At 71.8% G+C, this 23,355-nt stretch carries 19 protein-coding genes; 6 read left to right on the top strand and 13 right to left on the bottom strand.

Annotated features, from left to right (window positions below; all coding sequences use genetic code 11):
- The first annotated feature begins 197 nt into the window (after positions 1–197).
- Both Mco01_RS36885 and Mco01_RS36890 read left to right on the top strand, forming a co-directional pair.
- Positions 198–2,054, top strand: a complete 1,857-nt coding sequence (locus Mco01_RS36885; protein ID WP_204061459.1) for a cellulose binding domain-containing protein — start codon at positions 198–200, stop codon at positions 2,052–2,054.
- Positions 2,055–2,811: 757 nt separating this feature from the next.
- Positions 2,812–4,599: an RICIN domain-containing protein gene (locus Mco01_RS36890; RefSeq protein ID WP_204061460.1), complete on the top strand. Its 1,788-nt coding sequence runs from the start codon at positions 2,812–2,814 to the stop codon at positions 4,597–4,599.
- Positions 4,600–4,727: 128 nt separating this feature from the next.
- Here the strand turns inward: Mco01_RS36890 and Mco01_RS36895 are convergent, their stop codons facing one another.
- The gene (locus Mco01_RS36895) at positions 4,728–6,188 is read right to left on the bottom strand and encodes an RICIN domain-containing protein (protein ID WP_204061461.1); all 1,461 of its coding nucleotides are present in this window, start codon (positions 6,186–6,188) and stop codon (positions 4,728–4,730) included.
- Between the two features lie 589 nt (positions 6,189–6,777).
- Entirely contained in the window at positions 6,778–7,632 is an 855-nt protein-coding gene (locus Mco01_RS36900; RefSeq protein ID WP_204061462.1) for an amidohydrolase family protein, read from the bottom strand.
- Between the two features lie 251 nt (positions 7,633–7,883).
- Here Mco01_RS36900 and Mco01_RS36905 point away from each other — a divergent pair, with 251 nt between their 5' ends.
- Positions 7,884–9,176, top strand: coding sequence for an L-fuconate dehydratase (locus tag Mco01_RS36905; RefSeq protein ID WP_204061463.1), 1,293 nt, complete (start codon positions 7,884–7,886; stop codon positions 9,174–9,176).
- Between the two features lies 1 nt (position 9,177).
- A complete protein-coding gene (locus tag Mco01_RS36910; protein WP_204061464.1) occupies positions 9,178–9,882 on the top strand; it encodes a FadR/GntR family transcriptional regulator in 705 nt (234 codons plus the stop codon).
- Between the two features lie 60 nt (positions 9,883–9,942).
- Here the strand turns inward: Mco01_RS36910 and Mco01_RS36915 are convergent, their stop codons facing one another.
- The 8 genes from Mco01_RS36915 to Mco01_RS36950 form a co-directional block, all read right to left on the bottom strand.
- A complete protein-coding gene (locus Mco01_RS36915) occupies positions 9,943–10,899 on the bottom strand; it encodes a PDR/VanB family oxidoreductase (RefSeq protein WP_204061465.1) in 957 nt (318 codons plus the stop codon).
- A 36-nt stretch (positions 10,900–10,935) separates the two neighbouring features.
- Positions 10,936–11,157, bottom strand: coding sequence for a hypothetical protein (locus Mco01_RS36920; RefSeq protein ID WP_204061466.1), 222 nt, complete (start codon positions 11,155–11,157; stop codon positions 10,936–10,938).
- Positions 11,154–12,221 (bottom strand): Rieske 2Fe-2S domain-containing protein, encoded by a 1,068-nt coding sequence (locus Mco01_RS36925; RefSeq protein WP_204061467.1) that lies wholly within the window; start codon positions 12,219–12,221, stop codon positions 11,154–11,156. The genes Mco01_RS36920 and Mco01_RS36925 overlap by 4 nt, the downstream gene beginning before the upstream one ends.
- Before the next feature lie 2 nt (positions 12,222–12,223).
- Complete coding sequence (locus Mco01_RS36930) at positions 12,224–13,831, bottom strand: acyl-CoA synthetase (RefSeq protein WP_204061468.1); 1,608 nt, start codon at positions 13,829–13,831, stop codon at positions 12,224–12,226.
- 58 nt (positions 13,832–13,889) lie between these two features.
- Positions 13,890–15,248 (bottom strand): MFS transporter, encoded by a 1,359-nt coding sequence (locus Mco01_RS36935; protein WP_204061469.1) that lies wholly within the window; start codon positions 15,246–15,248, stop codon positions 13,890–13,892.
- 110 nt (positions 15,249–15,358) lie between these two features.
- Positions 15,359–15,817, bottom strand: coding sequence for a MaoC family dehydratase (locus Mco01_RS36940; protein WP_204061470.1), 459 nt, complete (start codon positions 15,815–15,817; stop codon positions 15,359–15,361).
- The gene (locus Mco01_RS36945) at positions 15,814–16,707 is read right to left on the bottom strand and encodes an amidohydrolase family protein (protein ID WP_204061471.1); all 894 of its coding nucleotides are present in this window, start codon (positions 16,705–16,707) and stop codon (positions 15,814–15,816) included. Before Mco01_RS36945 ends, Mco01_RS36940 begins: the two co-directional genes overlap by 4 nt.
- 1 nt (position 16,708) lies before the next feature.
- Positions 16,709–17,620, bottom strand: a complete 912-nt coding sequence (locus Mco01_RS36950; protein ID WP_204061472.1) for an SDR family oxidoreductase — start codon at positions 17,618–17,620, stop codon at positions 16,709–16,711.
- A gap of 105 nt (positions 17,621–17,725) precedes the next feature.
- Between Mco01_RS36950 and Mco01_RS36955 the strand changes: the two genes are divergently transcribed.
- Complete coding sequence (locus Mco01_RS36955) at positions 17,726–18,559, top strand: PaaX family transcriptional regulator (protein ID WP_204061473.1); 834 nt, start codon at positions 17,726–17,728, stop codon at positions 18,557–18,559.
- Positions 18,560–18,653: 94 nt separating this feature from the next.
- On the opposite strand, the gene Mco01_RS36960 is transcribed toward Mco01_RS36955, so the two are convergent.
- The gene (locus Mco01_RS36960) at positions 18,654–20,012 is read right to left on the bottom strand and encodes an extracellular catalytic domain type 1 short-chain-length polyhydroxyalkanoate depolymerase (RefSeq protein WP_204061474.1); all 1,359 of its coding nucleotides are present in this window, start codon (positions 20,010–20,012) and stop codon (positions 18,654–18,656) included.
- Between the two features lie 257 nt (positions 20,013–20,269).
- Between Mco01_RS36960 and Mco01_RS36965 the strand changes: the two genes are divergently transcribed.
- Positions 20,270–20,731, top strand: coding sequence for a MarR family winged helix-turn-helix transcriptional regulator (locus tag Mco01_RS36965; RefSeq protein ID WP_239104196.1), 462 nt, complete (start codon positions 20,270–20,272; stop codon positions 20,729–20,731).
- Positions 20,732–20,756: 25 nt separating this feature from the next.
- On the opposite strand, the gene Mco01_RS36970 is transcribed toward Mco01_RS36965, so the two are convergent.
- Positions 20,757–21,809, bottom strand: a complete 1,053-nt coding sequence (locus Mco01_RS36970) for an ABC transporter permease (protein ID WP_204061475.1) — start codon at positions 21,807–21,809, stop codon at positions 20,757–20,759.
- Entirely contained in the window at positions 21,802–23,355 is a 1,554-nt protein-coding gene (locus Mco01_RS36975; RefSeq protein WP_204061476.1) for a sugar ABC transporter ATP-binding protein, read from the bottom strand. Before Mco01_RS36975 ends, Mco01_RS36970 begins: the two co-directional genes overlap by 8 nt.

The following is a 23,355-nucleotide window of genomic DNA, read 5'->3' on the forward strand; positions in this document are numbered from 1 at the left end:
ACGCCACCGAGAGCGCGGTGCAGGCCAACATCGTCGCGGCCGGCTACCGGTAGACCCGGGGAGATCACCCCGAACCAGAGACAGGGCCGCCTCCGAGCGCATGCGGAGGCGGCCCACCCCCGTCCTGCCGGCTCACGCGACCGGCGGCGACGCCGTCCGCGCGGATGCCCGTCCGGACGGCCACAAAGGAGGAATCCGTGTCCACATCAACCCGCCGGAGACGGCGCGGCCGGATCGCCGCAGGAGTCGCCGGACTCCTCGGCGCCGCTTCGCTCGTGCTGATCCCTCAGGGGCCCGCGAACGCCGCGTCCGCCGTCGCCGTGAACGGCGGCACGACCTACCAGACCATCGACGGCTTCGGCGTCTCCGAGGCGTTCGGCCAGGCCAACTCGATCCGCAACCTCGGCGGCTCGGCCCGGCAGCAGGCGCTGGACCTGCTGTTCAGCACGACCAGCGGCGCCGGGTTCAGCATCCTGCGCAGCCTCATCCCCTCCGACTCCGGCTCCATCGAGCCCAAGGCCCCGTCCAGCCCGTCGGCGACACCCACGTACGTGTGGAAGGGCGACGACGCCCAGGACCAGGGGCAGCTGTGGCTGGCCAAGCAGGCCAAGACCTACGGCGTCACGACCTTCTACAACGACGCGTGGAGCGCGCCTGGCTTCATGAAGACCAACGGCAGCGAGTCGAACGGCGGCTCGCTGTGCGGCACCCCGGGCGCCTCGTGCGGCAGCGGCGACTGGCGGCAGGCCTACGCGAACTACCTCGTGCAGCACGCCAAGTACTGGTCGCAGGCCGGGGTCACCCCCTACGCCGTCGGCTTCGTCAACGAGCCCACGCTCACCACGAGCTACTCGAGCATGCTGGTGAACACGTCACAGGCCACCAGCTTCCTGTCGGTCTTCGGCCCGGCCATGAGGGCGTCCGGCCTGCCCACGAAGGTCGCGTGCTGCGACACCCTCGGCTTCAACCAGCTGCCCAGCTACGTCAACGCGGTCACGGCCAACTCCGCCGCCGACTCCGCGGTCGGGCTGTTCACCAGCCACGGCTACTCCGGTGCGCCCACCTCGCCCGTCGGCACGGGCAGCCGCCACCTGTGGGAGTCCGAATGGTCGATCAACGGCAACACGTGGACCAACGTCTGGGACAGCACCGGCGAGGCGTCCGGGATCACCTGGGCGCAGAACATCCACAACGGCATGACCGGCGCCAACCTGAACGCGTTCCTGTACTGGTGGGGCATCAGCAGCACCAGCCATGACAGCTCCCTGGTCGGGCTGAGCGGCTCGACGCTGACCCCGTCGAAGCGCTACTACGCACTCGCCCAGTACAGCCGGTTCATCCGCCCCGGCGCCGTCCGGATCGGGGCCACCACCGGCGACGGCAACCTCAAGGTCAGCGCCTACCGCAACAGCGACGGCTCGGTCGTGGTCGTGGTCCTCAACACCGCCGGCAGCGCCATCTCCACCGGCTACACCCTCAGCGGCACCGGGACGACCACCGGCACGGTCACGCCGTACCTGACCAACGGCGGCAGCAACATCGCCGCCCAGCCGAGCATCGCGCTGTCCGGCGGGACGTTCACCGCCACCGTGCCGGCGCGGTCCCTGGTCACCTACCGGATCACCGGCGGCGGATCCACTCCCTCCCCCAGCCCGACGCCCACCCCCACCCCGACCCCGACACCGACACCCACTCCGACGCCGACCCCGAGCCCGACACCGTCCCCGACGCCGTCCCCGTCGCCGACCCCACCGGTGACCGGCGCGTGCTCGGCGACCATCGAGACGACCAACACCTGGCCGGGCGGCTTCCAGTCGACGGTGACGGTCCGCGCGGGCAGCTCGCCGATCGACGGCTGGACCGTGACGTGGACCTGGCCGGGCGGGCAGACCATCAGCAGCCTGTGGAGCGGCACGCAGAGCGGGTCCGGCTCCGCCGCGACGGTCCGCAACGCCTCCTACAACGGTTCCCTCGGGGCCGGCTCCTCCACCACTTTCGGCTTCACCGCCAACGGCTCGGCGGCGACCCCCACCGCCACCTGCACCAGCCCCTGAGCGGACGAGTGCGTGCCGGGGCCGTGGCCCCGGCACGCACCTCCGACGGGTGCCGGTGAGGGCGGTTTCCGCCCTGTTGGAGAATCGGTTCGACTCCAACAGTCGGTCGCCTCACCCCGGCACCTCTCCCTCCGCTGCGGCCCGCCACACCGTGTCTTTCCGTGCGCGCCGCGCGGTTTCCGGACGGCGACGACACACGCCGTTGACGTCCGCGACATCCGCCATTGACATCTCCCGAGGGAGAGATCTAGGCTTCGTGCGAACCGATTCGACACCATCTCGAAATGCCGGTGAGCCTTCCGGCGAGCGGGCCGCTCAGGCGGGGGAAGCGGCACCCGAACCCATTCGCGAGGAGTGCGAGATGAACATCGGCGAGATCCCCCGCCGAGCCGGGGTGTCACGCGGCACCGGGCCGTACGCGCTCACCGGGAGGTGGGCCGGCCCCGCGGAAGCCGGCGGACCGCGGCACGCGCGCACCTCGCCCCGCCCCGGGACGTCCGCGCCGGCGGGGCCGGCGCCCCGCGCCGGGTGGAGAGAGCCCGGCCTCCGCTGAGGGCCGCCGGCGACGGGCCCACGCGTGCCCCCGCCTTCGGACACCACGCCCGGGTGGCGGCTCTCCGGCACCCGCCCACCCCGCAGGTCCCGCAGTGCCCGGCAGCCGGTCACGCCGCCGCCGGCCGGGACGGCGCCACAAGCCCCAGGACGGACCTCCGGCCCGTCCTGCGATCCCCCCAACCACCAGTGCAAGGAGTCACGAGTGGACGTCACACCCATGAGACGGCGCAGACGCCGGCGCGTCCTGGCCGCCCTGCTGTCCGCGTGCGCGCTGGCCGCCGCATCCGTCGTCGCGGCCGGGCCGGCGCAGGCCGCCGACCAGTCCATCAGCGTCAACTTCTCCGTCGCGGGCTCGGCCCCGACCTACCGGGCGTCCGGGTGGATCTACGGCATGACCGAGAACGCCGCCAACCCCCCCGACCACTTCTTCACGGACGTGAAGTACCGGTACATGCGCGCCGGCGGCGCCCAGCTCGACAGCCCCGGCGGATGGGTGTCGGGCAAGTACGACCGCAGGTGGAACGCCACCCGCGCCCAGCTCCTGCGCACCCGCTCACTGGGCGGCCAGTTCGTCCTGCTGGTCCACGACCTGTGGGGCGCCGACGGCTACCCGATCTCCCGCTTCCCCGGCGACAACGGCGACTGGACCGACTACGACAACTTCCTCACCCGCCTCATCAACGACGTGCAGGCGAGCGGCGCCCCGGTGATGTGGGACATCTGGAACGAGCCCAACATCACCCTGTTCTGGAACCGCCCGCAGTCGCAGTACTTCGAGATGTGGCACCGCGCCTACCAGCGCATCCGGTCCGCCTTCCCCTCCCATCTGATCGTCGGCCCCAGCCTCGCCGGCGTGCCCTCGACCAGCGGTTGGTGGACCCAGTACCTCGACTACGTCAAGGCCAACAACGTGGTCCCCGACATCGTCAGCTGGCACTCCCTGCCGGGCGACCCGGTGAGCAACGTGGCCACCGCCAACACCACGCTCGACTCGCGCGGGATCGCGCACCCCCGGCCGTACCAGATCAACGAGTACGGGGCGTCCAACGAGCAGAACCCGGCCGACGGCGCGTGGTACATCGCCCGGCTGGAGCGGGCCGGCGCCGACGGCCTGCGGGCCAACTGGGCCAGCGGGGGCAACCTGCACAACGACCTGGCCAGCCTTCTCGTCCACGACTCGTCGGGCAACTACCAGCCCAAGGGCGAGTGGTGGGTCTACCGCTTCTACGGCTCCCAGACCGGGCAGATCGCCTCGGTCACCCCCAGCTCCAACTACGACGCGTTCGCCACCAAGGCGACCGGGAACGCCAAGGTCCTCGTCGGCGGCGGCACCACCACCGGCAACGTCGCCGTCAACCTGCAGCGCCTGGACACCACCAGCGGCGTCGTGCAGAACAACCAGGTCCGCGTGCTCGTCGAGCGCATCCCCTACAACAACGGCGGCGCCGTCCAGGGACCGGTCACCGTCCAGGACACGACCGTGACCCTGTCCGGCAACGCCACGACCGTCAACCTGCCGCACACCGCGATCGACGACACCTACACCATCACCGTCCTGCCCCCCTCCGGCGGTACCCCTTCACCGACCCCCACTCCGTCGGCGTCGACGTCGGCTCTGCGCAACGTCAACGCGAACCGGTGCCTGGACGTCCCGAACGCGAGCACCACCAACGGCCTCCAGCTCCAGCTGTGGGACTGCAACGGCCAGGCCAACCAGCAGTGGACGTACACCTCGTCCAAGCAGCTCCAGGTGTACGGGACCAAGTGCCTGGACGCCAACGGCCAGGGAACCGCGAACGGCACCCAGGTGATCATCTGGGACTGCAACGGCCAGACCAACCAGCAGTGGAACGTCAACGCCGACGGCACCGTCACCGGCGTGCAGTCGGGCAAGTGCATGGAGGCGAGCAACTTCGGCACCGCCAACGGCACGAAGGTGCAGCTGTGGTCCTGCACCGGCACGACCAGCCAGAAGTGGACCCGGAGCTGACCGGCCACGCGTGACGGGCGGGCTCCGCCCCTGAGCCGCGGCGCCGGCTGGACGCGCACCACGCGTCCAGCCGGCGTCGTCGGCGTGACACCCCGCCGCCGGCCACGCGGCGGCGGGGAGGAGTCGTGTCAGCCCGCCGCGACGATCTTCCACTGCTGGTTGGTGCTGCCGCTGTCGCCGTACTGGCCCAGACCCGAGCCGCCGCCGGTGCGGCCCATGCCGTCCAGGTAGAGGCCGGTGGCGCGGTTCCTGATCCGTACGTTGTTGGCGCTGGTCACGACCGACCACTGCTGGTTCGCGCTGCCGCTGTCGGCGTACTGGCCCACGGCGGAGCCGTTGGCCGTACGCCCCATGCCGTCCAGATAGAGGCCGGTGGCGCGGTTCCTGATGCGGACGTAGGTGCCCGAGGTCTCGACGATCCACTGCTCGTTCTGGCTGGTGGTGTCACCCGCCTGGGCGGCGGCCGACCCGTTGGCGGTGCCGCCCCCGCCGTCGACGTACAGGCCGGTGCTCGCGTTGCGGATCCGGACGTAGGCGCCGCCACCGGTGCCCACGCCCCAGGCGTACTGCAGCCGGGTCACCCCCGAGGGGTTCACCGTCGACAGAGTGATGCCGGCGCCGCTGCCGCTCTTCCTGGTCAGGCTGTACCAGTCGTTGTCGCGCAGGCCGGGCCAGTAGACGCTGCCCATGCCGAGGCTGCGCAGCTTGCCGCTGATCCCGCGGATGTAGTCGGCGAAGTACGACCCGCTCGGCACGCTGTAGTCGATGGTGTCCCACTGGATGTCGTACTTGCTGCCGGGGCCCATCGGCCCGCCCCACTCGGTGGCGACGGTCCGGTCGGCGTACGCCCCGACGAAGCCGGCGAGGTGGTTGGCCCAGGTGGTCTCGTCGTCGTAGGGCGGGGTGACGAACATCGTGTAGTCGTGCACCGCGAGCAGCGTGCCGTTCAGACGGCTGTCGCCGCCGACCGCGGCGACGTTCGTGGCGAGGCCGGCGCCGTCGAGGATCACCCGGTCGCGCGGCACGCTCGGGTACCTCGCCAGCCAGGCGTTGTACATGGCGGTGAGGTCGGCGGTGCCGTAGCCGTACGGCTCGTTGATGACCTCGAAGTAGGCGTTCGGGTTGCTCCCGTACTTCGCGACGACCTTGTCCCACATCTGGTAGAACGCGGTCATGTTGGCCGGCTTGCCGCCGCCGTACGCCCAGTAGGCGAGCATGACCTTGCCCTTGCCGAGCGCGGTGTCGATCGCCCCGGTGTACGTCCCCCAGTATCCGGAGACGGTCGGCTCGTTGATGGGCATCCGCACCGTGTTGGCGCCGGTGATCGAGTACAGCTGGCCGACCACCCGGTCCGCGACCGTGGCCGCCGAGGAGTAGGTGTCGGACGGGCCGAGCCCGGACACGTAGAGCACGCCGTTGACGAAGTTGTCCCTCGCGTCGGCCCAGTTGACGCCCCTGAACTGACTCGTGGACGCGTGGGCCGGACTCGAGGCGACGGTCGGGAGACTCGCGGCGAGCGCGACCACCGCCAGCAGCCTGAACAGGGGCGACAGGCGCCTGCGACGTGCCGCGTGACCAGGCGGACTCATGGGCTCATCCCTTCTGCGCCGCCGCTCCGGCGTGCCGGGGCCACCCGTGGGAGGAACAGGTGACGGCGGCTGAGCGACGATGACGACACGGGCCCCACCAGGGGTGTTAGCGCTCACATCTCTCGGACCCGACGCCGGACAGCCGAAGAGGAGGGAGATCACCTCTGGGAGGTATAGGTACCAATTACCTGTGGACCGCGACGGCCCGTCAAGACAGAAGTTTCGGATTCATCACACCGGGCCCCGCGTCCTGTGCGGCCTCTCCGGCTCGCAGTGGACTGGTGCACCCGCCGGTGTCCGCCCTCTCCGGTCACCCCCCGCACCGCTCGGATCGCATACCTCCTGCTGACGATGGCAGGGCCGAGGGGAGGCGGCTGTCCGCTCTCCCCGGGGACCACCTCGTGAGGACGTCCGGCCGCTTCGCGGAGTCATGCGGAGGCGGCGGCCGAGCGAGATGTAAGTTTCACACTCATTCGCGACGCGGCCGGGAGCGATGTCACCGCGATGCCGGCCGGTGCCGCCTCGGGCTGAGCGATGACACCGTGGGGGCCGGCCGGTCCGGGAGCTCCTCCGGCGGGCCTGCCGGCCCTCACAGCTCCAGCCGGTACACCCGTTCCGCGGTGCCGCCGAAGACCGCGTCCCGCTCGGCCGAGGTCAGGCCGGCGTCCGTGAGCAGCTCCCCCGCGGTCTCGGCCCAGGCGGGCAGTGAGCCGGCCAGCAGGCAGACCGGCCAGTCGGAGCCGAACATGAGACGCCCCGGCCCGAACGCCTCGAGCGCGACGGCCACGTACGGCCGCAGCGCCGCAGCGTCCCATCGGTCCCAGACGGCTTCGGTGATCAGGCCGGAGAGCTTGGCCGTCACGTTCGGCTCCGCGGCGAGCTCGCGGACCAGCCCGGCCCAGGGTTCGAGCTCACCGGTCGCGACGGGCGGCTTGGCCAGGTGGTCGAGGACGAAGCTCAGCTCGGGCACGGCCCGCACGGTCTCGATCGCGGCGGGCAGCTGGTGGGGCAGCACGAGCAGGTCGTAGACGAGGCCGGCGGCCGCCACCCGCCGCAGCCCCGCGCGGACGTCGTCGCGGGCGAGCCACCGGGGGTCGGCCTCGCCCTGGACCAGGTGGCGGACGCCGCGCAGCAGGTTCCCACCGGACGAGGCGGCCAGCGCGGCGAGTTCGCCGCCGAGGCCGGGCCGGGTCAGGTCGGCCCAGCCGACGACGCCGGCGACAGTCGCCGACCGGGCCGCCAGCGCGAGGAACTCCCGCGTCTCCTCCGCGTCGGGCAGGACCTGGACGAGCACGGAGGCGCCGATGTCCGCCTCGCCCGCGGCCGCGGAGTAGTCGGAGAGGGCGAAGTCGCGGCGGATGGGCGCCATCTCGGCCGGGCCGAGCCAGGGCTGCGGACGCCGGGACAGGTCCCACAGGTGATGGTGCGCGTCGATGCGGGTCACAGTGCGTCGAGGGCCTCTCGTGCCGGGTGCCGGAGCGGTGTGCCGGTGGCCGCGGCCGGCCGGACCAGGACGTCGGGTCGCGTCACGGTCGCCTCCCCCGCATGGCCGCCGTACAGATGTGCCGTGCCGAGCCTGGCAGATTCATCGGGTTGAAGTAAAGCAGTTGGTGCCAAATGTCCCCTCATGCTTGACCTCTGCCGCAGGTCACCCTACTGTTCAGTCAATATTCATCGGATCAATTGGAGCCCTCCATGCCGACGATCACCTCGGTGGACGTGATCGACATCAGGTTCCCGACCTCCGCCACGCGTGACGGCTCGGACGCGATGAACCCTGACGGCGACTACTCCGCCGCGTACGTCGTGCTGGAGACAGGCGACGACGACCTGGCGGGGTACGGCCTGACGTTCACGATCGGGCGCGGCAACGACCTGTGCGTGGCGGCCGCCCGGCAGATCGGGGCGCGGCTCGCCGGCCGGGACGTGGACGAGCTCGCCGCGGACCTCGGCGGCCTCTACCGGGAGATCATGTCCGACAGCCAGATGCGCTGGCTGGGCCCGGAGAAGGGCGTGGTGCACCTGGCCGCGGCGGCCGTGCTGAACGCCGCGTGGGACCTGGCCGCCCGCAGGGCGGGCAAGCCGCTGTGGCGTCTCGTCGCGGACATGTCGCCGGAGGACCTCGTCGCGGCGTGCGACTTCCGCTATCTGTCGGATGCGCTCACGCCCGCCGAGGCGGTCGACATGCTCGCGCGGCTCGCGCCGACGCGCGAGGAGCGCGTCGCGGTGCTGGCGGAGCACGGCTACCCGGCGTACACGACGTCACCCGGCTGGCTGGGGTACGACGACGACACGCTGCGCCGGCTCTGCCGGGAGGCGGTCGCCGACGGCTGGACGCACGTCAAGCTCAAGGTCGGCGCCGACGTCGAGGACGACATGCGGCGGCTGGCGATCGCCCGGGAGGAGATCGGCGACCGGACGCTGATGATCGACGCCAACCAGGTGTGGGACGTGCCGGAGGCGATCGCGTGGGTCAACCGCCTGGCGCCGTACGAGCCGCTGTGGATCGAGGAGCCGACGAGCCCCGACGACGTGCTGGGCCACGCCGCCATCCGCAAGGCGGTGGCCCCCGTCGGGGTCGCCACCGGGGAGCACTGCCACAACAGGGTGATGTTCAAGCAGCTCCTGCAGGCGGGGGCGATCGACTTCTGCCAGGTCGACTCCTGCCGGCTGGCGTCGGTCAACGAGATCGTCCCGATCCTGCTGATGGCGGCCAAGTTCGGCGTTCCGGTGTGCCCCCACGCCGGCGGCGTGGGCCTGTGCGAACTGGTGCAGCACGTGTCGATCATCGACTACGTGTGCGTGAGCGGCAGCCTGGAGGGACGCGTGCTGGAGTACGTCGACCATCTCCACGAGCACTTCACCGACCCCGTACGGGTGGAGCGCGGCCGCTACCGCCTGCCCGAGGCCCCCGGGTACGGCGCGCGCATGCACGCCGGCTCCGTCGCCGGCTACCGCTACCCTGATGGCCTGCGATGGGGAGGCTGACGTGGGCGTCATCGAGAGCGCGGTCGACACTATCAAGCAGATGATCATCGATGGGAAGCTGCGCCCGGGTCAGAAGCTCCCCGTCGAGAAGGACCTGGCCGAGCAGCTCGGCGTCGCCCGCAACACTCTGCGCGAGGCCGTGCGCGCGCTGATCGCCATGCGGGTCCTGCAGACCAGGCAGGGCGACGGCACCTACGTCACCAGCCTCTCCCCCGGGCTGCTGCTCGACGGCATGAGCTTCGTCGCCGACCTCCACCAGGACGCCGGCGCCATGGAGTTCCTGCACGTGCGCAGGATCCTGGAGCCGGAGGCGACGGCGCTGGCGGCCGCCCGCATCCCCGACGCCGACCTGGCCGTCCTGGGCGACCTGCTCGACGAGGCCGAGCGGCTGGCCGCGGACAGCGCGGTCGACCACGGCAAGCTGGTCGCCCTCGACCAGGACTTCCACTCGCTGATCGTCTCCCACTGCGGCAACGCGGTGCTCGCCGCCGTCATCCAGAACATGTCCGGCCGGACCGTACGGGCCCGGATCTGGCGCGGCATGACCGACCCTGAGGCCGTGCAGCGCACGTTGCGGGAGCACCGGGCCGTGTACCGGGCCCTGCTGGCGCGGGACGCGGAACGGGCCCGCCTGCACGCCGCCCTGCACGTGCTCGGGGTCGAGGAGAGCCTGTCGCCGCCGTCCGGGGACGCCGGCGGCGAGTGACCGCGCGGCCCCCTCACCGGCGAGCCCGGCGAGAGCGGGAGCGGCGGCGGTCCGAGCCCCTCAGAGCTCGAGGACGAGACGCGGCGACCGGGCGCGGGACACGCAGATGAACATCACGTCGCCGGCCGCGCGCTCCTGCTCGGTCAGCAGGACGTCGCGGTGGTCGGGGACGCCGTCGAGCACGGTCGTCTCGCAGGTGCCGCAGGTCCCCTCGCGGCAGGAGGAGAGCACCGCGACCCCCGCCTCCTCGGCCACGTCGAGGATCGAGCGGTCCTGCGGCACGGTCAGCGTCGTCCCGGTCAGCGCCAGTTCCACCTCGAACGCCGCCGCGGGCTCGCCGCCGTTCCGGGGCTCGGGTGTGAAACGCTCGACGCGCAGCGCGCCCTCCGGCCAGGAGGCGCACCGTTCTTCCACGGCCGCCAGCAACGGCCCGGGTCCGCAGCAGTAGACGAGCGTCTCCGGACGCGGCACGCCCAGCAGCGCCTCCAGGTCGAGAAGGCCCGCCTGGTCCTGCGGGCAGAGCTCGACCCTGTCCGGATGGTCCCGGACGAGCCGGTCGGCGAAGGCCATCGAGGCCCGCGTGCGGCCGCCGTACGCCAGCCGCCAGTCCGCGCCGCGACGGGCTGCCTCCTCGATCATGGGGAGGATCGGGGTGATGCCGATGCCGCCGGCGACGAACAGGTAGCGGGGTGAGGCGGCGAGGGCGAAGTGGTTGCGGGGACCCCGCACCCGTACCGTGTCGCCCTCGGCGAGCCGGTCGTGCACGTACGCGGAGCCTCCGCGCCCGCCGGGCTCCCGGAGCACCGCCACGTGGAAGGCGGAGGCGTCCCGGGGGTCGCCGCACAGTGAGTACTGCCTGACCAGGCCGGGCGCGAGCACCAGGTCGACGTGCGCGCCCGGCGTCCAGGCGGGCAGCGGGCCCCCGCCGGGACGGACGAGCCGCACGAGGACGACCCCGTCGGCGATGGGCGTCTTGCCCGCCACCTTCAGGTCGAGCTCCGGTTCCGCGGGGCACATGCTGGTCGTGGTCTCTTTCCTGGTCGGCGCCCCTTCTCACACGAGCGCGGCGGCGGGGACCGGGGCGCCGGACTCCGGCGCCGGGCGCGGGTTGTGGCCCTCGGGATGGCCGAGCAGCCAGTCCCACAGGGCCACCGGGTCCTCGAACTCCTCCTCCGCGCCGCAGAAGCACACGGCGCGCAGGTTGTCGGTGCCCGGCGCCCAGTGGATGCGGTAGACGGCGCGGCCTCCGGCCGTACCGGGGTCGCCGGTCGTCACGGGGCGGCGCTTCGCGGCCGTGCGGCGCTCTCGCCGGCCATCCGGGCGAGGATGCGCCGGGCGGCCAGGCCGCCGGTGTCGATGTTCACCGACAGCTCCTGGTAGTGCTCGCCTTCGCCGGCGAGGACCTTCTCCAACGTGTTGAGCGCGGCCACGTCCTGCAGCACGACGGCGCGGTTGCTCTCCCGCAGGAAGTCGGAGACCCTCTCGTCGTCCAGCGCGAAGTCCCGGGCCACCGCCCAGAAGTCGTAGGTGCTGCCCTCCGTCGACGGGGTGATCGCGTAGACCACCTCGACATGGAAGGCGTGCCGATCGGCGCCGTCGGCGGCCGGCGGGGGCGACCCGACCGGCGCGACCCGGCTGTGCAGCAGGTACAGGCACGGCGGGTGGTACTCGATGTCCTGCCAGCGGGTGATGCGGCCCCTGATCCCCGTCGACTCGGCGTAGAACGGCGGGCAGGCCGCGTCGTCCATGTGCCGGCTGACGTAGACGACGCCCGCCTCCTCGTGGACCTCCGTGGTGATCGGCGTCTCCGCCACCTCAGGGGTGCCGATGTACCCGCCGTGCAGGTACGTCTCGTGCGACAGGTCCAGGAGGTTGTCGACGAGCAGGCCGTACCGCGCGTTCAGCGGCTCCATCCCGCACACCGTCGTGTAGCCGGGTGCGGCGAGCCAAGGGGCGCGCGGAGGCGTCGTGTCGCCCGGATCCCGGTCGCCGATCCACACCCAGACGAACGAGTCCTGCTCCACCACGGGATAGCTCCGCAGCCGGGCGGTGCGCGGGACGCGTCGCTGCGCGGGCACGGCGACGCAGACGCCGTCCGGGCCGTAGGTGAAGCCGTGGTAGCCGCACACCACCTGGTCGCCGACGAGGTGGCTGGGCGCCTCGGACAGCGGGAACCGGCGATGGACGCAGCGGTCGGCCATCGCCACGGCCCGCCCGTCCTCCGTCCGGTAGAGGAGGATCGGCTCGCCGAGGATGGTGCGGCCGAGCTGCCGGCGGCCCACCTCGTGCCCGTAGGCGGCCACGTACCACTGGTCGCGCGCGAAACCTGTGACGATCACGATCACTCCTCCGGGGTGACGGACTCGGTGACGGACTCGGTGACGGATTCGGCGACGGATTCGGCGACCGGCCCCGCGACCGGCCCGGCGACCGGCAGGGGCCGGCCGCGCAGGTCCGACTTGCGGATCTTGCCGGAGCCGGTCCTCGGCAGGGCGCCGACGATGTCGACGTAGACCGGGATCTTGTACTTCGCGAGCCGCGAGCTGAGGAACTCCCGCAGATTGGCCGGGGTGGGGGCGGCTCCCTCGCGGGGGACGACGAAGGCCCGGCCGACCTCGCCCCACTTCTGGTCGGGCACCCCCACCACGGCGACCTCCGCCACGGCCGGATGCTCGAAGAGCACGCCCTCGACCTCCGCGGGATAGACGTTCTCCCCGCCCGAGATGTACATGTCCTTCACGCGGTCGACGATGTAGAGGTGCCCCTCGTCGTCCACGGTGGCGATGTCGCCGGAGCGGAACCAGCCGCCCTCGGCCGTCGCGGCGGCGGTCGCCTCCGGATCGCGCCAGTAGCCGGGTGTGACGTTCGGTCCCTGGATCAGCACCTCGCCCGGCTCGCCTGCGGTCACGGGGGTGAGGTCGGGCCGGACGACGCGCACGTTGGCGAAGAACACCGGCACCCCGGCCGAGCCCACCTTGCGCACGCTCTCCCCCGCCTCCAGGAACGTCGCGCCCGGCGAGGTCTCGGTCAGCCCGTAGCCCTGGCAGAAGACCAGGCCCCGCTCCTGGTAGGTGCGGATGAGAAGGACGGGGACGGCCGCTCCGCCGGACATCAGGGTGCGCAGCGAGGACAGGTCGGCTCCGGCCCACCGCGGCGACCGGGCGAACGCCGCGAACATCGCGGTGACCCCGAACATCCAGGTCACGTGGTGCTTCTCGATGAGGTCGTAACAGAGGTCGACGTCCCAGGACGGCATGATCACCGAGGTGGCGCCCTTGAGGAAGGTCGGCAGCAGCGTCTGGTTCAGCGCCGCGACGTGGAAGAGCGGCGCGCTGATCAGCGTCACCTCGGTGCTCGTCACGTCGACGCCGATCATGACGTTGACGCAGTTCCACACCAGGTTGGCGTGGCTGAGCATGGCGCCCTTCGGACGCCCGGTGGTGCCGGAGGTGTAGAGGATGAGGGCGACGTCGTCCTGCGACACGGGGACGTCGATCGGCGTGGGGTCCCCCTGCGACAGCCAGCTTTCGAACTCCGGCTCCCCCGGCGCGGGCGACTCCAGCGCCACCACCCGGCGCAGGCCCGGCAGGGCGGGCAGCCCGCGCACGACCGCGGCGCACTCCGGGCCGTAGATGAGGACGGAGGCGCCCGAGTCCTCCAGCATGTACGCGATCTCGGGCGCCGCCAGCCGGAAGTTCAGCGGAACGAAGATCGCGCCGAGCACGTGCGTCGCGAACATGGTCTCGGCGAAGGCGACGTGGTTCGGGCCGAGGTAGGCGACCCGGTCTCCGCCCCGCACCCCGGCCTCGCGCAGCCGGGACGCGAGCCTCGTCGTCCGCTCGTGCACCTGCGCGTAGCTGATCGACCGATCCGCGAAGACGAACGCGGTGCGGTTCGGGCTCATCTGGGCCCGGCGGGCGGGCCAGCCTCCCAGTCCGGCGTTCCGCATCGGTGGCAACCCTTGCGTCGGAGGAAAGAGTCTGGGGAAGGTGCGGCGGGCGCCGGCGTCAGATGGCGGACGGCTTCGCCGCGCCGGTCACGTCGCCGGAGCCCGGCACGGGCACGGCGACCGCGGTCAGGTCCTGACGGCTGGTCTCGCGCAGGGCCAGCACGCAGACCACGGTCAGCAGGCAGCAGCCGGCGATGATCGTGGAGATCGTCGTGGTGCCGCCGCCCCCGGACGACGCGTCGAGCTGGGCGAACAGCAGCGGGCCCAGACCGGCGCCGAGCCCGGCGATCTGGTAGCCGAGCGAGGCTCCGGTGTAACGGCTCCCGGTGGCGAACAGCTCGGTGTACAGCGCCGCCAGAGGGCCGTACATCAACGGGTGCAGCACCGCCTGGCCCAGCACGAGCGCGACGGTGAGCACGGCCGTGCTGCCGGTGTTCACCATCGGGAACAGGACGAAGGCGAAGACCGCCATCAGCACCGCGCCCGCCAGGACGACGGGACGGCGGCCGACCCGGTCCGACAGCGCCGACCATCCCACGATGCCGAGGACGGCCAGCGCGGACGACAGCGTGAGGCCGTTCAGCACGGCCTGCCGGGGGAAGCCGGTCCGCACGCCGTACGCGATGAGATAGGTGGTCAGGGTTCCCTGGGCCACGAAGGCGGCCAGCCCGACGCCCACGCCCAGAAGCAGCGTCCTCGGGTGGTTGCGGAGCACGTCGAGCAGGGGAGCCTTCTGACGGGAGACCTCCTCCTTGGCGGCCTCGAAGACCGGCGTCTCCTCCACCCGCAGCCGGACGAACAGGCCGATCGCCAGCAGGACGACGCTGATCAGGAACGGCACCCGCCAGCCCCAGCTCAGGAACGCCTGCTCCCCGAGGACCGCGCCGGTGCCGGTGAGGGCCGCGGTGGACAGCACCATCCCGAACGGGGCCCCGGCGTTGGTGAAGCTCGCCCACAGGCCGCGGCGGCTGGTGGCGTGCTCGGCGGACATCAGCACGGCGCCGCCCCATTCGCCGCCGACGGCGACGCCCTGCAGGACCCGGAGCAGGACGAGCGCGACGGGCGCGAGGGCGCCGATCTGCCCGTACGTCGGGAGCAGGCCGATCAGGAAGCTGGCGACACCCATGAGCGTCATGGTCAGCACCAGCATCCGCTTGCGGCCGAGGCGGTCGCCGAAGTGGCCGAAGAGCACGCCGCCCAGCGGCCGGGCGAGGTAGCCCGTGGCGAAGGTGCCGAAGCTGGCGACGGTCGCCGTGAGCGAGCCGAGTGAGGAGAAGAAGACCTTGTTGAAGACGACGGCCGAGGCCGTGGCGTACAGCAGGAAGTCGTAGTACTCGATGACGCTGCCCAGGAAGCTGGAGGTCACCGCTCGTCGGAGCTGAATGCGGCCGGGGGGTGTGACGGACAGGTTCGGCATGACCGAGCTCCTCGTCAGGGGAGCGAGCCGGAAACTCGCGTGCTTGTCCGGAGGTTAGGCAGTTTCGTTACGGACGTCAACAGTGTGCCGAATATGCGTGACGGCTCGCGTCAGGCGTAGTGGCGGTAGATCGCCCGCGCGACGCAGGCGGGCTTGGCGGAGCCGTCGACCTCGACGGTGAAGTCGAGCAGCATCTGGACGCCGTCGCCCGGGACGTTCTCCACCGACACCACGGACGCCGCGAGCCGGATCTTGCCGCCGACCCTGACCGGACTGGGGAATCGGACCCTCTCCAGACCGTAGTTGACGCTCATCGTCACCCCCCTGATGTCGAGCACCTCGGTGAACAGCGGGATGAGCAGCGACAGCGTCAGGTAGCCGTGCGCGATCGGGCCGCCGAACGGGCCGTCCTTCGCCCGTTCGGGATCGACGTGGATCCACTGGCGGTCGCCGGTGGCGTCGGCGAACGTGTTCACCCGGTCCTGGGTGATCTCCAGCCATCCGCTGTGGCCGAGGTCGGCGCCGGCGAGCGCCCTGATCTCGCCGAGACCGTGCACCGTCGTGGTCATGTACGAGCCGTCCTCTCCTCCGCAGCCAGCCCGAGCAGGCGTACGGCGTTGTCCTTGAGAATCCTGGGACGGACCTCCGGCTTGATGTCGAGCCTGTCGAAGTCGGCGAGCCAGCGGTCCGGCGTCATCACCGGGTAGTCGGACCCGAAGAGCACCTTGTCCTTGAGCAGCGTGTTCGCGTACCGCACGAGCTGCGGGGGGAAGTACTTCGGCGACCATCCGGACAGGTCGATGTAGACGTGCGGCTTGTGGGTGGCCACCGCCAGCGCCTCGTCCTGCCACGGGAACGACGGATGGGCCAGGACGATCCGCAGGCCGGGGAAGTCCACGGCGACGTCGTCCACGAGCATCGGGTTGGAGTACTTCAGGCGGATCCCTCCCCCGCCCGGGAGCCCCGCGCCGATGCCGGTCTGCCCCGTGTGGAACAGGGCGACCGCGCCCAGTTCCTCGATCGCCTCGTAGAGGGGGTAGGCCATCCGGTCGTCGGGCGCGAAGCCCTGGATGCTCGGATGGAACTTGAAGCCGCGCACGCCGTACTCCTCGACGAGCCGCCGCGCCTCGCGGACACCGGCCCGCCCCTTCCACGGATCGACGCTGCCGAAGGGGATCAGCACGTCCGCGTGCTCGGCGCAGCTCTCGGCGACCTCCTCGTTGGAGATGCGGGGATGCCCGGTGGCGTGCTCCGCGTCGACCGTGAACACCACCGCCGCCATCCTCCGCTCCCGGTAGTAGGCGGCGATCTCGGGGATGGCCGGCCGCGGATGCTCCTTGAAGTACTTCTCGGAGGCGCCGAACAGCTCCGCGCTCAGCGAGGCGTGCCCGCCGGCCGACACCTCCGCGTGCGTGTGCACGTCGATCGCGACCAGGGCGCCGACGTCCGTGAGCGGCATGTCAGCGCTCCGGGATCCTGGGCGCGGGCACGCCGTACGTCTCGGGCTCGGCGCCGGGCCCCGTCCGCCAGGACGCGGCGATGGCGTCGGCCGACCAGCCGCCGTCGGCGTACCCCACGGCCTTCTCTCGGGGGTGCGCCCAGAGCGCGAGCCGGTCTCCCCCGATCCCGATGGCCTGTCCGGTGACGTCCGCGGCGGCGTCCGAGGCGAGGAAGACGACGAGCGGGGCGACGTCCTCGGTCGTGCCCAGCCCCTCCCCCTTGCGCAGCCACTCCGGGAACCGCCCGCCGGACCGCTCGGCCTCCTCGATGGCCGGGCCCAGGACGGGGACGGTCCTGGTCATCTCCGTGGCCGCCACCGGGACGACGGCGTTCACCGTGATGTTCGCCCTGGCCAGCTCCATCGCCCAGGTCCTGGCCATCGCGACGACGCCCGCCTTGGCCGCGGCGTAGTTGGTCTGGCCGAAGTTCCCCCGCTGCCCCGCGGGCGACGAGACGAGGATGAGGCGGCCGCCGGTCCCCTGCTCGCGCATCCGGACCGCGGCCGCGCGGGCGCAGGTGAACGTCCCGCGCAGGTGGACGTCGATCACCGCGTCGAAGTCCTCGTCGGACATCTTCCACAGGACCCGGTCGCGCAGGATGCCCGCGTTCGTCACCATGACGTCGAGCCGGCCGAACTCCTTGACGGCCGCGGCGACCAGCCGGTCGGCGACCTCGGCGGAGCCCACCGGGGCGGCCACGATCGCGGCCCTCCCGCCCCGGGCGGCGATCCCCTCGGCGACCTCCGCGGCCGAGCCGCCGTCCACGTCGTTGACGACCACCGCCGCGCCGGCCGCGGCCAGGGCCTCGGCGTACGCCCGGCCGAGACCGCGGCCCGCGCCCGTCACGACGGCCACCTTGCCTGAAAGATCCATGTACGTCGCCTCTCGGCCGGGGAGTGATCCACTGTCGAATCTAAGGCAGATATGTGACTGTCGTCAAAGTTTTGCATGATATCGAGAACCGTCTACCCTGCTGCTGTGACCCTCGCCGGTGAAGACGACCAGACGGCGCAGTCCCCGCGCCCGCAGTCCCTGATGTTCAGCTTCCTCGGCATCTACGCGCTGCACCGGCGCACCGCCGTCTACTCGGGGAGCGTCATCGACGTGTTCGCCCGCCTCGGCGTCTCGGAGGAGGCCGTGCGGTCGACGCTCGCGCGCATGGTGAAACGCACCCTGCTGACCCGCTACCGACGGGGAAGGAAGGTGTACTTCGGGCTCACCGCGCACGCCGCCGACGTGCTCGAGGACGGGCGCCGGCGGGTGTGGGAGACCGGCGCGGTGAACCGCGACTGGAACGGCACCTGGACCGTCGTCGGGTTCTCGCTGCCGGACAGCCGGCGCAGCACGCGGCACGACCTGCGCTCCCGGCTCATCTGGAACGGCTTCGGCCTCCTGCAGAGCGGCCTCTGGATAGCGCCGGGCACCAAGGACGTCACCGGCATCCTCGCCTCTCTGGATCTGGGCGACCACGTCACCGTGCTGACCGCGAGCGCGTTCAAACCGACCGAGGCGGCCGACCTCGTGCGGAAGGCCTTCGACATCGAGCAGATCGCCCGGCGCTACCGGTCGTTCCTCGCCCAGTGGGACGTCCCCCGGCCGCTGCCGGAGGCACCCGACGACCTCACGCGGCAGCTGCTGCTGCACACCGACTGGCTGCAGCTCGTCCGCCAGGATCCCCACCTGCCGGCGGAGCAGCTGCCCGAAGACTGGCCGGCCATCCGGGCCGAGCAGGTCTTCCACACCCTCGCCCGGGATTACGAGCAGCCCGCCGCGAAGCTCGCCGCCGCCGTCCTGGACGAGCTGGAGCTGTGACGGCGGACGGGGCCGGGCGGGGCCGCCCCCGGTGGCGCAGACCCGAGGTGGGCCTGCGCCACGCGGACCGGGATCGGTGCGGGCAGGGCTCCGGCTACGCCGTGGCGCAGGCCGAGCCGTTCAGGGTGAAGCCGGTGGGAGCGGGGTTGCTCCCGCTGTAGGCGGCCTGGAAGCCGAAACTGGTGCTGCCTCCGGCGGGGATGGCGGCGTTGTACGACATGTTGCGCGCGGTCACCTGGGCGCCCGACTGGGTCACGGCGGCGTTCCAGGCGTTGCTGATCTGCTGGTTGCCCGGCCACGTCCACGTGACGGTCCAGCCGTTGACGGCGGCGGCGCCGGTGTTCGCGACGACGACGTTCGCCGTGAAGCCGTTGTTCCAGGAGTTGGCCGTGTAGGTGACCCTGCACGAGGCGCCGGACGGCGTGGGGCTGGGCGAGGGAGACGGCGAGGGAGAAGGAGACGGCGAGGGAGACGGGGACGGGGAGGGAGAAGGAGAGGGTGACGGGGAGGGCGACGGGCTCGGGCTCGGGTTGCCACCCGTCAGCCCGAAGAACTGGATGGCGTAGGCGGCCATGCCGGCGGCCGGGAGGCTGTGCCCGGCGCCCTGGATGGTGTACGCCTCGACCCGGACGATGCCCGAGGAGTCGGCGTAGCGGCGGCGGCTCCAGCCGGACTGCGGCGTGTCGGTGGAGGTGGGGGTCTGGCTCAGGCCGTTCACGTTCGTCCACTGCTTGATCTCCTCCTCCAGCTCGGAGTAGGCGACCACGGTGTCGTTCGTGCCGTGCCACAGCTGCATGCGCGGCCACGGTCCCCGGTAGCCCGGGTTGGCGTTGCGGACGACGTCGCCCCACTGCTGCGCCGTCTTGCCGACGCAGGGCGCGGAGTTGCCGCCCGGCTGGTAGGCCGCCTCGTTGGGGAAGCACGTGAACGGAACCCCCATGAACGCCGCGCCCGCCTTGAAGACCTCGGGGTACAGGGCGAGCATGGCGTTGGTCATCATGGCGCCGGAGGAGCTGCCGGTCGCGAACACCCGGTTCGGGTCGCCGTGGTACTGCTGCTCGACGTAGGTGACCATGGACATCAGCGACACCGGGTCGGTCTGGCCGCCGCGCACCTTCGAGGCGTCCGACCAGTTGTCGAAGCAGTTGGACTTCTTCGAGGCGGACGGGTAGATCACGATGAACCCGTACCGGTCGGCCAGCGAGGCGAACTCGCTGGACGAGTAGAACTGGGGCCCCGAACCTCCGCAGGGATGCATGGCCAGCACGATGGCCGGATTCTGCTGCGCGCCGTTCGGCACGTACACGTACATGCGCAGGTTGCCGGGATTGGCCCCGAAACCGGTCACCTCGGTCAGCGTGGCCGCGGTGGCGGGGTGCGCGAACACCAGGGCCGCGGCGACGATCAGCACCGCCGTGCAGGCGCCGGCCAGCGCGGTGAGCAATCGCTTCATCCGCTCCTCCTCTTTCCGGATCGCGGCGGCTCTCTCTTCGCCGGGCGGGGGTCGGGGGACGCCGCCGTCTCGCGAATCCATGACGTGAGCCGGTATAGGAGCGGCCTCAGCAGGGGGTCAAGGCGCCGCCGGAGGGGGCGCGGCGAGCCGATCGGGGCACGGCGCGTTTCCGCTGCATATCAAGCTACTTGTTATCAAGCTGCTTGAGAGCACGCGCGAAACTTACATTCGCGCCGCCGCACGATATCGTTCGTCCGGTGAGCCCCCGCCGTACCCGCCGGACCGCCGAGGCCCCCTCCGAACCACGCCTGAGCTATCTCGTGTTCCGGCTGGAGCGCCGCGTCCGGGCGCGTCTGGACGACGCCCTCGCCGGGCACGGCGTCACCACGACGGAGTACATGGCGCTCAGCGAGCTGCGCACGCGCGACGGGCTGTCGTCGGCGGAGCTCGCCCGCATCGCCTTCGTCACGCCGCAGGCGATGAACCTCGTCATCCGCGACCTGGAGCGGCGCGGGCTGATCCGCCGCGACCCCCACCCGGACGGCGGCCGGGTCCTGTGCGCCAGCCTCACCGACGCGGGGCTGTCGGTCCTGCGCCGGTGCGACGACTCCCTCGACGCGATCGAGAAGGTCATGCTCGCGACGGTGGACGACACGGTGCGCGCCGCCATGCGGGAGGGTCTCACCCTCTGCGCGCGGGCCCTGCGGCCCGGCGACTGAAGACCCTCACCGCCATGCCGGCCGGTCACTCCTGTGTCGTGCCGCCGGTCAGCCGGGACAGCGCGAGCGCGGTCAGGATGATCCCCCCGTTCAGCGCCTCGATCCACTGGGCCGGGACGCCCGCGAGGGTGAGGACGTTCTGGATCATGTAGAGCAGCAGGATGCCGGTGAACGCGCCGAACACCGTGCCCTTGCCTCCGTTGAGGCTCACCCCGCCGATGACGGCCGCGGCGAACACCGTGAAGATCGCACCGCTTCCCTGGGAGGCGGCGACGGACGCCAGCCGGCCCGCGAGCAGGAGGCCGCCGAGCGCCGCCAGCAGGCTCGCGGAGATCAGCGTGATCCACAGCACCCGGTCGGTCCGGATGCCGGCCGCCTTGGCGGCGTCGACGTTCCCGCCGATCGCGTACAGCGAACGGCCGAACCCGGTGAATCCCATCAGCACGACGCCGGCCGCGAAAAGCAGCAGGCAGATCCAGATGGACGCGGGCACCCCGAGCCACATGGTGGAGCCGAGGTAGGTCATGGACGGCGGCAGGTTGAAGAACGTCTGCCCGCCGGAGATCCCCGTGAGGAGGCCGCGCAGCACGATCAGCATGCCCAGGGTGACGATGAAGCCGTTGAGCCCGAACCGGACGATGAACAGGGCGTTCACCGACCCGGCGAGCACGCCCACGGCGAGGGTGATCGGGATCGCCCAGGCTCCGGACAGCAGCCCCAGCCCGTGCCCGGTCCCCGCCGCCACCGTCACCCAGGCGGCCACCCCGGGCGCGAGCCCGAAGGTCGACTCCAGGGACAGGTCCATCCTGCCGGCGACCAGCACGAGCGTCTGCGCCAGGACGAGCAGCGAGATCTCCGACATCGTCTGCAGGATGTTGATCACGTTGTCGCCCTGCAGGAAGATCGGGTTGACGATCTGCCCGACTATGGCGATCACGACGATCGCGGGCACCAGGGCGAAGTCCCGCAGCCGCGCCAGGCGGAGCCGGGCGCTCCGTCTCCCCGATCCCGCGCCCGCCTGCCCGGGCGCGCCCGGCGGGCGTTCCGTCCCGGCGGGGGCGGCGGTCGTCTCAGGCATCGAGGTCGACTCCTTCCATTGCGGCCACCATCTCGTGGTCGTGCCAGCCGGCGGCCAGTTCCGCGACCACGCGGCCGTGGAACATCACGAGCACCCGGTCGCACAGCCGCAGATCGTCGAGTTCGTCCGACGCGATCACCACGCCGGTCCCGTTCCCCGCGGTCTCCTCGACCTTGCCGAGCAGGAACTCCTTGGACCGGACGTCGACCCCGGCGGTCGGGGTGATCAGCACGAGCAGGCGGGGGTCGTTGGCCAGAGCCCTGGCCATCACCACCTTCTGCTGGTTGCCGCCGGACAGTCCGGTGACGGGCAGGTCGGGGCCCGGGGTCTTGATGGCCAGATTGGCGATCATGTCGCGGGCCAGCCCGTCCCTGCGCCGGTTGCTGACGAACCCCGCCGGGCCGAGCCGCTCGGGGACGGTCATCGTGGCGTTGTCGGCGATCGACATCAACGGGACGAGCCCCTGGTGGTGACGGTCGCGGGGGACGAACCCCACCCCCGCGGCCAGCGACTCGGGCACGCTTCCGGTCCGGGGCCGGCGCCCGGCGACCTCCAGCGTCCCCGCGCGCGGGGCGCGCAGCCCCACGAGCGTCTCGGCCAGCTCGGTCTTCCCGCTGCCGCCCAGGCCGGCCAGCCCGACGATCTCCCCCGCGCGGACCCGGAGGTCCACGTCGTGGTAGACGTCGCCGTCGCCCAGCCCACCGGCGTCGAGGACGACCGGGGCGTCCGCCGGGACGGGGGTGCGCACCCGCCGCTCCCGCAGCCCCGCGGCCTCGCCGGTCATCGCGGCCACGAGATCCCCCTGCGAGAGCTCCGCGACCGGCGCGGTGAGGATGTGCCGGGCGTCGCGGAAGACCGTGACCCGGTCGCAGATCTCATGGATCTCCTGCAGGTGGTGGCTGATGAACAGGAACGTCACCCCCTGCTCCCGCATGGCCCGCATCCGCTCGAACAGCCGGGCGATCGCCGCCCCGTCGAGCTGCGCGGTGGGCTCGTCCAGGATGATGAACCTCGCGCCGAACGACAGCGCCCGGGCGATCTCCACGAACTGCCGCTGCTCCACGCCTAGCTCGCCGGCGGGCAGGCGGACGTCCACGTCCACCGACCATGCCTCCAGCAGCTCGGCGGCCTTGCGCCACACGCTCTTCCAGCTCACCAGGCCGAGCCGGTTGCGGTCGTGCCGGTGCAGGTAGAGGTTCTCGGCCACGGTCAGCTCGGGGATGATCGTGGACTTCTGGTAGACGCAGGCCACGCGCCGGCGCCAGGCGTCACGGTCCGACAGCCGGGGAGCCGGGGCCCCGGCGAAGCGGACCTGTCCGTCGTCGGGCGCCTGCAGCCCGGTCAGGATGGCGACGAGGGTGGACTTGCCCGCCCCGTTGCGGCCGACGAGGGCGTGGGTCTCCCCCGGCTCGATCGCGATGTGCGCGCGGTCCAGCGCCACCGTCTCGCCGTACTTCTTGGTGATGCGCTCCGCCTCCGCGACCGGCCGGCCCGTACGGGCCGGCCGGTCGGCGGGAGCGGAGGGAGGGCTCGCGGACTCGCCCAT

This window comes from Microbispora corallina (assembly GCF_016863035.1).
GTDB lineage: Bacteria > Actinomycetota > Actinomycetes > Streptosporangiales > Streptosporangiaceae > Microbispora > Microbispora corallina.